We start from the raw sequence: 11,114 nt of genomic DNA on the forward strand, positions 1-11,114 counted from the left end.
ACTGGCGGGCGGCGTCGACACCGCCGATACGGTGCGGCGCGCGAAAGCGTTCCTCGCGCCGATTCGCGCGGCGCTCGACGTATTGCCGGCGGATCATGCCGCGTAAGCGGCCGCCCGATCCCGCGCACGACCCGGCGTCGCCCACGGCGGCGCCACTGCTTGAATCGACGCCGGCGCTGCTGCCGCCGGCGGATACCGGAGAGGTTGGTGACATGAGTTGGCTTTCCAAACTGATGCCCTCGCGCATCCGCACCCAGGGCACCGGCGCGAAGGGCAAGGTGCCCGAAGGGCTCTGGGAGAAGTGCGACGGCTGCGCGGCGGTGCTGTATCGCCCCGAGCTGGAGCGCAATCTCGAGGTCTGCCCGCAGTGCGCCCATCACCACACGATCGGTGCGCGCAAGCGCCTGCTCGGGTTCTTCGACGAAGGCTCCACCGAGGAACTCTTCGCCGACCTCGAGCCGGTCGATGCACTCAAGTTCAAAGATTCAAAAAAATACAAAGACCGCATCGTCGCCGCGCAGAAGCAGACCGGCGAAAAGGACGCGCTGATCGCGATGAAGGGGCTGCTCAAGTCGCGCCCGGCAATCGCGGTCGCGTTCGACTTCAGCTACATGGGCGGTTCGATGGGATCGGTCGTCGGCGAGAAGTTCACGCGCGCGGCGGAACGCGCGCTGGCCGATCGCACGGCGCTGATCTGCTGGTCGGCGACCGGCGGCGCGCGCATGCAGGAGGGGTTGTTCTCGCTGATGCAGATGGCCAAGACCTCGGCTGCGCTCGCGCGCCTGCGCGCCGCGGGACTGCCGTATATCTCGGTGCTGACGCATCCGACCACCGGCGGCGTGTCGGCGAGCCTCGGCATGCTGGGCGATCTCAACATCGCCGAGCCCAAGGCGCTGATCGGATTCGCCGGGCCGCGCGTCATCGAGCAGACCGTGCGCGAGACGCTGCCGGAAGGGTTCCAGCGCTCCGAATTCCTCGTCGAGCACGGCGCGGTCGACCTCATCGTCGACCGGCGCGAGACGCGCAACAAGCTCGCCGACATCCTCGCGCTGCTGATGCGCCAGCCGCGTCACGGCGCCGCGCCGGTTGCCGGAGCCGCCGCCTGAGTGCGCTGGCGGCGCCGCTGCCGCGCACGTTGCAGCAGTGGCTCGACTATCAGCTCGGCGTCCATCTGCAGGGCATCGACCTGGGCCTGGCCCGCGTCGGTGAGGTCTGGCAGCGGCTCGGCGCACCGCGTCCGGCGCCGCTCGTCGTCACCGTCGCCGGCACGAACGGCAAGGGTTCGACCGTCGCGTTCCTCGAAGCCATGCTGGCGGCGGGCGGCTACCGGACCGGCGCTTACACCTCGCCGCACATCCTGGCGTACAACGAGCGCGTGCGCGTCGATCGCACCGATGTCGACGATGCGCCGCTGATCGCGGCGTTCGCACGCATCGATGCGGCGCGCGGCGACATACCGCTGACGTATTTTGAATTCGGCACGCTCGCGGCACTGCTGGTCTTCGCCGACGCGGCACTCGACGTCGCGATTCTCGAAGTCGGCCTCGGCGGCCGGCTCGATGCGGTCAACCTGATCGACGCCGACGTCGCGATCGTGACGACGATCGCGCTCGACCATCAGGACTGGCTCGGCAGCGATCGCGACAGCATCGGCCGGGAGAAGGCCGGGGTCGCGCGCGCCGGACGTCCGCTGGTCGTTGCCGAAGCGGATCCGCCAGACGGCCTGCTGGCCGCCGCCGCCGTAAACGGGGCACGCGTAATCCGTGCCGGCGTCGACTACTCGATCGGCACGCAGGCCGATGGCTGGCATTGGGCCGACGACTCGGTGCGGCTGACGTTACCGGCGCCTGCGCTCCCCGCCGCCTGCCAGCCCGCGAATGCGGCGGCGGCCATCGCCGCGTTGCGCGCACTCGGCGCGCGGCTTGCGCTGCCGCCCTATGCCTTCGCGCGCGGTGTCGCCGAGGCCCGTGTGCGGGCGCGGCTGCAACGCACGCGTGTCGGCGACGGCGAACTCGTGATCGATGTCGCACACAACCCACAGGCCGCCGGCGTGCTCGCCGAGTGGCTCGCGCGCGAACCGGCGGCCGAGACGGTGGCGGTGTTCGGCGCACTGACCGACAAGGACGTCGCGGGCATGCTGCAGCCGCTGCGCGATCGCGTGGCCGAATGGCATCTGGTCGACTTGTCGACCGAGTCGGAGCGCGGCCGCGACCTGCTGTCGCTCGACACCGATTTCGGCGCGGCGCTGGGTCCGTTGCGGCGCAGCTGTTGGGGCGACGTTGCATCGGCGCTCGATACTCTCGCTCCGCGTCTGCGTGCCGGCACGCGCGTCGTCGCGTTCGGCTCGTTCTATATCGCGGCCGCGGCGCTGCGGTGGTTGCAGAACGTTGCGTTGCGATGACGTCGGCGCTGCGGGCACGGCGTCGCCGGCGCGTATAATCCCGCCGTTCCTGGAGGCCACCCGGCTATGGATTCCGCATTGAAACAGCGTCTCATCGGTGCTGCCGTCCTGATCGCGCTCGCGGTCATCTTCGTACCGATGTTCCTTTCCGGCTCGCCGCCGAAAACCGATACCGTCACCGAGAACCTCGCGATTCCACCGGCACCCGAACGCGAGTTCCAGACGCGCGTCGTGCCGGCCGAAGGCGGCAAGTCGACGACGCCGGCGCCGCTGCCCGAGCAGCCCGCGGCGAGCGGCGACAAGGTCGCGACGGTCGACGCCGGCACGAATCCGCGCAATTCGGCCGAAGTGCCTTATCCGCAGGACGGCGCTGCGGAACAGCCGCCGAAAACGACGGTCGCGACTGCAAAGCCCGTCGAAGCCGCGCCGCCGAAACCCGTGCCCGAACGCGCCGCGCCCGCCGCAAGCAGCACCGGCCGCTATGCGGTGCATCTGGGCATTTTCGCGAATGCCGCGAATTCCGATGCGCTCGTCGCGAGCGCGAAGAAACATGGACTCGCCGCCTACGTCGAATCGGCCGAGGTCGACGGCAAGCCGGCGACGCGCGTGCGTCTCGGTCCGTATGAAGACCGCAGCACGGCCGAAGCCGCGCGGCTCAAGCTGCAGAAGGCGGATGCGAAGCTCAAGGGCAGCGTCGTCGAAATCGTCGCCGCGGCCCCGAAGGCCGATGCGCCGGCCGCCGCGCTACCGGCGAACCGAGCGGGCGGCTGGGCCGTGCAGCTCGGCGCGTTCAAGTCGCAGGACGAAGCGAACAAGCTGCTCGCGCGCGCCAAAGGTGTGGGCCTGCCGAGTTTCGTCGACAGCACGGGGCAGGGGGGCGAAAAGCTGTGGCGCGTGCGCCTCGGACCCGAACCTGACCGCGCCGGCAGCGAGAAGCTGCGTGACCAGGCCAAGCAGAAACTCGCGATCACCGGCATGATCGTGACGGTGCCTTGAGACCGGATGCGCCGTGAACTGGGCCGACTACTGCATTCTGGGTGTACTGGCCCTGTCGGTCCTGATCGGGCTCTGGCGCGGGCTCGTCGCCGAAGTCATGGCGCTGGCCTGCTGGGCCGCGGCGTTCTGGGTCGCCTGGATGTTCGGCGAAAAGCTCGCCGCGCAGTTCACGAGCGTCGACGTGCCGTCGGTGCGGCTGCTGCTCGGCTACGGACTCTGCTTCATCGGCGTGCTTGTTGCGGGCGCGCTCGTTGCATTCATCGTACGCAAGCTCGTCGCCGGCAGCGGCCTCAGCGGCACGGATCGGCTGCTCGGCATGTTCTTCGGCCTCGCGCGCGGTCTGGCGCTCGTGATGATCGCGGTGCTGCTGCTCGGCTTCACGCCGTTCCCGCGCGACCCGTGGTGGCAGGAATCCCGCCTGATGCCGGGTTTCCAGAACGGCGCGGAATGGCTGTCGGCCAGGCTGCCCGAGAGCGTGAGCAAGCATCTCGATTATCGCGGCCTGCTGCCGTTGCCTGCGTTGCAAGGCAGGCCGGCCGCCCCCAATTCGCCGCCGCCGGCCGAGGCCGGCGCGGACAAGAAATCCTCCTCTTAGCGGTAACGTCGCCATGTGCGGAATCATTGGAATCGTGGGCAAATCCGAGGTCGCCTCGGCCCTGTACGACGGGCTCACGGTGCTGCAGCACCGCGGCCAGGACGCCGCGGGCATCGCGACCGTAGACGGCTCGAAGCTGCGCCTGCACAAGGCGCGCGGGCTCGTGCGCGACGTGTTCCAGCGCGACGACATGCTGAAGCTGCGCGGCCGCGTCGGCATCGGACACTGCCGCTATCCGACCGCAGGCTCCGACGACGTCGGCGAAGCGCAGCCGTTCTACGTCAATTCGCCCTACGGCATCGCGCTCGCGCACAACGGCAACCTCGTCAACGCCGACGCGATCAGCAGCGAACTGTTCGAGGGCGACCGCCGCCACATCAACACGAACTCCGATTCGGAAGTGCTGCTCAACGTGCTCGCGCACGAGCTGCAGATCCAGGAGCGCATGAGCCTGACGCCCGATCACCTGTTCAAGGCGGTCGCCGGGGTGCATTCGCGGGCGCGCGGCGGCTACGCGGTCGCGGCGCTCGTGCTCGGCTACGGCATCCTCGCGTTCCGTGATCCGCACGGCATCCGGCCGCTCGTGCTCGGCGAACGCGACACGCCGGACGGCAAGGAATACGCGGTTGCGTCGGAATCGGTAGCGCTCGACATCCTCGGGTTCCGCCGACTGCGCGACGTCGAGCCGGGTGAAGCCGTGCTGCTGGGCTTCGACGGCAGCCTCCACCACCGCCGCTGCGCCGAAGGCTATGCGCACACGCCGTGCATCTTCGAATACGTCTATCTTGCTCGTCCCGATTCGATGATCGAGGACGTGTCGGTCTACAAGGCGCGGCTGCGCATGGGCGAACGCCTCGCGGCGAAGATCCGACGCCTGCGGCCCGATCACGGCATCGATGCGGTGATCCCGATTCCGGACACGGCGCGCACCGCGGCGAGTTCGCTCGCGAACGATCTCGGCGTGCCGATGCGCGAAGGCTTCGTCAAGAACCGCTACATCGGCCGCACCTTCATCATGCCGGGGCAGAGCGAGCGCGTGAAATCCGTGCGCCGCAAGCTCAACGCGATCGATCTGGAATTCCGCCGCAAGACCGTGCTGCTCGTCGACGATTCGATCGTGCGCGGCACGACGTCCAAGCAGATCATCCAAATGGCGCGCGAGGCCGGCGCGACAAAAGTGTACTTCGCCTCGGCCGCGCCGCCGGTGCGCTATCCGAACGTCTACGGCATCGACATGCCGGCGCCCGCCGAACTCGTTGCGCACAACCGCAGCGAGGAGGAAGTCGCCGAACTGCTCGGTGCCGACTGGCTGGTCTATCAGGATCTCGACGATCTCGTCGCCTCGGTCAGCGAAGGCAACGAAGACCTCAAAACCTTCGATACCTCGTGCTTTTCGGGCGAATACGTGACCGGCGTGCAGGCCGACTATCTGCGCGAACTCGAGTTCGCGCGATCGGACGAAGCCAAGACGATGCGCCGCGCGTCCTGACGCGGCGAGAACGCTAGAACCCTTCGCGTTTGCGCGCGACGCACCAGAGCGTCGCGCTCAGACGGCTCAGCGGCCAGATGTTCTCCAGCGCATTCAACGGCTGTGCGACTGCGACGACGCGCTGCAGCCAGCCGTGCTGCCAGGCTGCGGGGAGGCTCGACGGCGCAAGCTGATGATGGCCGCCGGCGATCGTCTCGAATCCGTAGTGCAGCAGACGATGCCGGAATGCGCGCTGCCCGTAGCGCCGCCGGTGCGCCTGTGCCGGAAAACGGCGCCGCGACACGAATTCGGTCCACGAACCCGCGTTCGGCAGGTGCGTGATCAGCAACGCGCCGCCGGGCTTCAGCACGCGCCAGAGTTCGGTCAGCGACGCGCCGTCGTTCGGCACATGTTCGAGCGTCCCTCCGGCGATGACGGCGTCGAAATGCGCATCGGGATAGTGCAGCCGCCACGGGTGATCGAGTCGCATGTAGCTCAGGCCGCACCGCGCGTGAAAGGCGGCGTAGTCGCCGGCCGGGCAGACGTCGCAGCCGTGCAGTTCGACGCGTTCGCCGAATTCCGCGCGCACGAGTGCCGACAGCGCCGCGTGACGACAGCCCCAGTCGAGCAGTCGCTGGCCGGCGGCGAGGGCGGGTCGGACCTTCGCGTAGGCGCGCACGAGTTCCGTCATCGACGTGGGCAACGAGCGCTTGGCGCTCAGGTAAGGGTCGTCGCCGGCGTTCCCGCTTGCGAGATGTGCGGCGAGCGCTGTCGTCAATGCCGCTTTGTCGAGTTCGGGAACACGCCAATTTTCCATCACGCCGTCGTCCTTCGCATCCGCCGGTCGTCCAACGGATCGCCGGCAAAGTGACCGAACACTAGCATCCGATACGCCGGCTGCGGGCATAATCGGGCTCCGATCCGCCCACGGCCCGGATGCCATGCTCGCAGCCGCATCGACCAATCTGTTCGCCGCCGCGCAGGCCTGCCTCGACGAGGCGCTGCCGCTGCGCAAGGTCGAGCGCACGCAGGCGACGGCCGCAGCCTTCGCGGCCGGGCGTCTCGAGCTTGGTGCCGCGGCGGCTCCCGCGCCGATCGGAGAGCCGGGACGTCCGGAACGGCCGCTGCTCGTGCCGCCGCGCGCGCTCGCGCAGCGCGGGCCCGGTACCGAAGCCGGACGCGGCGCGCTCGTGCACGCGGTCGCGCACATCGAATTCAATGCGATCAATCTCGCCTGGGACGCGGTCTACCGGTTCCGCGACATGCCGGCCGCGTATTACGCCGACTGGATCGCGGTCGCGAACGACGAGGCGCGACATTTCTCGCTGCTTGCGCGCCGGCTCGCGGACTTCGGCCTGAGCTACGGCGATCTTCCAGCGCACGACGGACTCTGGGACATGGCACGGCGAACCGCGGACCGCTGTCTCGAACGCATGGCGCTCGTGCCGCGCGTGCTCGAAGCCCGCGGACTCGATGTGACGCCGGGCATGATCGAGCGCCTGCGCGCCGTCGGCGACTTGGCGACGGTCGCGATCCTCGAACAGATCCTCGCCGAAGAAGTCGCCCATGTCGCCGCAGGCACGCGCTGGTTCACCTGGTGCTGCGCGCGCGAAGGCGTCGACCCGGACGACACCTTCCATGCGCTCCTGCAGCGCTATTGCCGCGGTGCGCTCAAGGGGCCGCTCAACCGCCGTGATCGGCTCGCCGCCGGATTCACGCCGATCGAGCTCGACCGGCTCGACAGTCTGGTGGCCTGATGCCGCGCACGCTCGTCGTCGCCATCGTCGCGCTCTGGTTCGGGCTGATCGCGATCTTCGTCGAGATAGCACCCTTCCAGTCGCCGTGGCCGCAGCAGCGCTACCGGCTCGATGGCGCGGAGTTCATGGCCTTGGCCGGCGGTCAGGTCGACGGCAGCGGACTGCGCATCGAAACCGAGGACGGCGACCACGGCGCGCTGCTCGTGCGCGGCGTCGACATCGCCGACGCCGCGGCATGGCCGGTATTGCGTTATCGCTTCGAATCGCTCGCACCGACACTCGAAGTGGCCTTTCTCTACCGGCGCGCGGATTCGACCGGCGACGTGCGCACGATCGCGCTGACGCGCGGACGCGGTGACATCGGCACCATCGATCTCGCGCGCGAAAAGGAATGGCAGGGTGCGATCACCGAGATCGGTTTCGCTATCTATCCGGTCGCGCAGTCGGTTCCGGCCGAGCACGCATTCCGGCCGTTCCGCCTGAGCGGCGCCGAATTCTGGTCGCCGTCCTGGGCAGGGCGCCTTGCATCCGTTTCGACCGAGTGGTCGGGGCGGCGCGCGTGGTCGCTGATGTCGATCAGTGCGCTCGGTCCCGACAACGGCGCGGTTCGCGCGCGTTCGCCAGTGCTGTTGCTGGCCGTCGGACTCGCGCTGACCGCGCTGCTGCTGTTGTGGCATGCGCCCTCCGCGGTCGCGCGCCACCTGCGCGTCGTCGGCGCCGGTGTCGCGATCGCCTGGGTGCTGCTCGATCTGCGCTGGAGCCTGAGCTTGGCCGACCGGCATGCAGCCACGCGACAGATTTATGCGCCGCTGCCCTGGGACGAACGCCAGCGCGCGATTGCCGACGCCGACGTGCTGCAGGCCGCTCAGCAGGTGCGTCAGGCGCTGCGCGAGGATGGCGCCGATCCCGACCGCGTGCGGCTGCTCGTCGACGCGGCGTCCGATTTCCTGCGTGCGCGCTTCGTCTATCACCTGGCACCGGCGCGCACGGCGCCGGTCAACCTGACCGGCTGGGGTTCGTCGGTCGCGGTCGTCGAGCCTGTTTACTTTGCAGCATTCGAGAAAAATTCCCCGGCCTACGATGCCGCCGACGGGCGCCTGCGCGTCGACAGCGGCTTTTCCGTGCCGGCGAAACCGCTGATCGACGAACCGCGGCTGCGGCTCTATCGGCTCGGCGAGGCGAAACCGTGATCGCGCCCGGCGTGCTCGTGGCGTATGCCTGCAGCGTCGTGCTCGGCGCGGCGCTCTGGTTCGCGCTGGCCGGTCTGCCGCGACGTCCCGGAGAGCGGTTCGCCGCGGCTGGCTATGCGACGCTGCTCGGCCTGCTTGCGAGCGGCATGCTCGTCGCCCTGCGGCGCGATGCGGCCGGCGCCGACACGTTCATCGCAACGCTGCCGCTGATCGGAGCCGCGATCGTATTGCTCGCGGGCCTGGGCTGGCGGCGGGCGCGTCGCGCGCAGCCCTCGGCGCCGGTGGCGATGACGACCGGTACGCGTCTGCCGCCGTGGGCCTGGCTGCTGTTCGCGGCGATCGCCGTGCGTTTTGCGTTCGTGCTCGATGAGGCGTTCCTGCGCCCCGTGTTCGTCTGGGACGCGTGGAATGCGTGGTCGCTCAAGGCGAAGACCTGGTTCGAGCTCGGTCAGGTGCGATTTCTCGACCCGACGTCGTGGTGGCGCGACAGCGATCCGAGCGCGCATACCGCGTTGGCCTGGCGCTATCCGGAGCTGCTGAGCCGCATCGAACTCTGGCTCGCGTCGGCGGCGGGAGCCTGGAACGAAGGTGCCGTGGCAACCGCGTGGCCGCTGCTCTGGCTCGCGCTCGTGGCCGGTTGCGCGGGGCAATGGCGCGCGCTCGGCGTGTCGCGCAACGCCTGCGTGGTTCTCGCCTACCTGCTCGCTTCGCTGCCGCTGCTGTCGGTGCATGCGGCGCTGGCCGGCTACGCCGATCTCTGGGTTGCCGCGACGCTGACGTTCGCTGTGCTGGCGTGGCTGCGCTGGCTGCGCGACGGCGATCGCGCGCAGCTGCTGCTTGCGACCTGCTGCACCGGTGCATTGCCGCTGTTGAAATTCGAAGGTGCGGTCTGGGCATTGCTGCTGACCGGGCTCGCCATACTCGTGCAGGTGCCGCCGCGCTGGCGTCGTATCGGCCTGATAGCCGCCGTATTCGGCGCGTTGCTCGCGGTCGCCGCGTCGTGGGCGCTGCAGTTGCCGTGGCTCGCGCTCGTGCGCGACGTGCTCAGCGGCGTTGCGGCCGGCGACAACGACGTGTCGCGATTCGTTGCAGCGACCGCGTTCTTCAAGGGCTTGTTCGCGCAGAACAACTGGCATCTGCTGTGGCCGCTGCTCGTCGCGTGCCTGATCTGGCAGCGCGAACGGCTGCGCGATCGTCGCGAGATCGGACTGCTCGCGCTGTTGCTCGGCGCTGGGCTTGCAGCACTGTTCTGCCTGTTCGTATTCACGCCGGCGGCGAAATGGGCGACCAGCGAAACCGCGATGAACCGACTCGTGCTGCAGTGGGCGCCGCTCGCGCTCAGCCTGATCGGTCTGCTGCTGCGCGATGTGCGAGTGCCTGCGCGTAGACCTGACGCGTTGCCGCACTGACTGCAGCCGGCCGGTAGTCGTTCTGCCAGCGCTCGCGGCCCGCCGTGCCGAAACGCCGGCACAATTCTTCGTCGTTGCTCAACCGGTCGAGCGCTGCGGCCAGCGCATCGGCATCGCCCGGCGGCGTCAGTAGTCCGGTCGTTCCTGCGGCCACGACTTCGCCGACGCCTGAACCGACGATGGCGCTCGCCACGCAGGGCAGTCCGGCGCGCATCGCCTCGAGCAGCACCATGCCGAAGGCTTCGGCACGGTCGAGCGAGGGAAGGCAGAAGATTTCCGCCGCGGCGTACGCGCCGCGCAGCGTGTCGTCGTCGACATGCCCGGTCATGCGCACGCGCGACTGCAGCCCGAGCTCGGCGATGCGTGTTCGCAGCGCGCGCTCGCGTTCGCCGCTGCCGATCAGCAGCAGTGATGTGTCGGGCAGTTGCGCGACGCTGTCGAGCAGGACCTCGAAGCCTTTGTAGTGGCTGAGCCGTCCGACCGCCAGCAGACGCCGCTTCCCCGGGGGCCATAGCGTTTCGCCCGGCGGTACGGCCGGTGCGTCGTCGAGCGCCAGCGGCACGATGGTCGTCTTCGCACGCCAGTCGGCCAGCGCGTGACTCGCATCGCGATAGGCCGACGAAGTCGCGATGATCGCGTCGGCGCGGCGCAACAATGCCTGTTCCCACGGACGGTAGAACGGATAGGCGAGACGCAATGCGCGGCTCGCGCTGTCGAGCGGAATATCCGCGTGCCAATGCACGATCCAGGGCAGCCGGCGCGCGGCGGGCACGAGCAGTGCCGCAAAGGCCGATGTATTCGGGACATGGATATGCAACACGTCCGGGCGGTGCGAGGCGATGGCGCGCGCGAGTTGCCACGGAAACCCGGGACTGAGCGGCGCATAGGCGAGCTGCCCCCAGCGTGCGACCTCGTGGACGGCAATCGTGCCGTCGGCGCGTTGCCGCGTACGCCAGCTGCGTCGTTCGGCATGCGCGAGCACGGCAACGGCGTCGCCGGCCGCGGCCTGCGCGCGCGCGAGCATCGCCGTGAACGTCTCGATGCCACCCGCCGCCGGCGGGTAGAACTTGCCGATATGAAGGACGCGCATCGCAGCGCGTCAGTCCGTTTTCTTGCCGGTTTCGGAACGTGCGGCAACCGCGTGGCGCAACGATGCCAGTTCCTCTTCGAGGATCGCGAGTTTCTGATTGAGGCGCCGGACCTGCCGCTCCTGGCGCGAGCGCTGTATGTCGAGCTGCAGCAGCCGCAGCAGGATCAGCGACAGGCCGATGATGATCGGCAGCACCGGCGGGTAGGCG

11 protein-coding genes are annotated in these 11,114 nt (G+C 69.1%); 8 read left to right on the forward strand and 3 right to left on the reverse strand.

Annotated elements, in window-relative coordinates:
* Window positions 1-212 precede the first annotated feature (212 nt).
* The 5 genes from accD (at window position 213) to purF (ending at window position 5,481) form a co-directional block, all read left to right on the forward strand.
* Entirely contained in the window at window positions 213-1,106 is an 894-nt protein-coding gene (accD, locus tag VLF18_RS12265; protein ID WP_325279912.1) for an acetyl-CoA carboxylase, carboxyltransferase subunit beta, read from the forward strand.
* A 29-nt stretch (window positions 1,107-1,135) separates the two neighbouring features.
* Entirely contained in the window at window positions 1,136-2,401 is a 1,266-nt protein-coding gene (folC, locus tag VLF18_RS12270; RefSeq protein ID WP_325279913.1) for a bifunctional tetrahydrofolate synthase/dihydrofolate synthase, read from the forward strand.
* A 78-nt stretch (window positions 2,402-2,479) separates the two neighbouring features.
* Entirely contained in the window at window positions 2,480-3,397 is a 918-nt protein-coding gene (locus VLF18_RS12275; protein WP_325279914.1) for an SPOR domain-containing protein, read from the forward strand.
* A gap of 13 nt (window positions 3,398-3,410) precedes the next feature.
* Window positions 3,411-3,992: a CvpA family protein gene (locus tag VLF18_RS12280; RefSeq protein WP_325279915.1), complete on the forward strand. Its 582-nt coding sequence runs from the start codon at window positions 3,411-3,413 to the stop codon at window positions 3,990-3,992.
* 13 nt (window positions 3,993-4,005) lie between these two features.
* Entirely contained in the window at window positions 4,006-5,481 is a 1,476-nt protein-coding gene (gene purF, locus VLF18_RS12285) for an amidophosphoribosyltransferase (protein WP_325279916.1), read from the forward strand.
* 13 nt (window positions 5,482-5,494) lie between these two features.
* Here the strand turns inward: purF and VLF18_RS12290 are convergent, their stop codons facing one another.
* The gene (locus VLF18_RS12290; protein ID WP_325279917.1) at window positions 5,495-6,277 is read right to left on the reverse strand and encodes a class I SAM-dependent methyltransferase; all 783 of its coding nucleotides are present in this window, start codon (window positions 6,275-6,277) and stop codon (window positions 5,495-5,497) included.
* Window positions 6,278-6,401: 124 nt separating this feature from the next.
* On the opposite strand from VLF18_RS12290, the gene VLF18_RS12295 reads away from it, so the two are divergent.
* Genes VLF18_RS12295 through VLF18_RS12305 form a run of 3 tightly spaced genes read left to right on the forward strand, consistent with a single transcriptional unit; the run spans window position 6,402 to window position 9,816 of the window.
* A complete protein-coding gene (locus VLF18_RS12295; RefSeq protein ID WP_325279918.1) occupies window positions 6,402-7,217 on the forward strand; it encodes a ferritin-like domain-containing protein in 816 nt (271 codons plus the stop codon).
* A complete protein-coding gene (locus tag VLF18_RS12300) occupies window positions 7,217-8,407 on the forward strand; it encodes a hypothetical protein (RefSeq protein WP_325279919.1) in 1,191 nt (396 codons plus the stop codon). The genes VLF18_RS12295 and VLF18_RS12300 overlap by 1 nt, the downstream gene beginning before the upstream one ends.
* A complete protein-coding gene (locus VLF18_RS12305) occupies window positions 8,404-9,816 on the forward strand; it encodes a hypothetical protein (RefSeq protein ID WP_325279920.1) in 1,413 nt (470 codons plus the stop codon). Before VLF18_RS12300 ends, VLF18_RS12305 begins: the two co-directional genes overlap by 4 nt.
* On the opposite strand, the gene VLF18_RS12310 is transcribed toward VLF18_RS12305, so the two are convergent.
* Window positions 9,746-10,906 (reverse strand): glycosyltransferase, encoded by a 1,161-nt coding sequence (locus VLF18_RS12310; protein ID WP_325279921.1) that lies wholly within the window; start codon window positions 10,904-10,906, stop codon window positions 9,746-9,748. The two genes, VLF18_RS12305 and VLF18_RS12310, sit on opposite strands and share 71 nt — an antisense overlap.
* Before the next feature lie 9 nt (window positions 10,907-10,915).
* On the reverse strand, window positions 10,916-11,114 hold a 199-nt coding region (locus VLF18_RS12315; RefSeq protein ID WP_325279922.1), incomplete at its 5' end, for a DUF2304 family protein.

It is taken from the genome of Tahibacter sp. (genome assembly GCF_035481375.1).
GTDB lineage: Bacteria > Pseudomonadota > Gammaproteobacteria > Xanthomonadales > Rhodanobacteraceae > Tahibacter.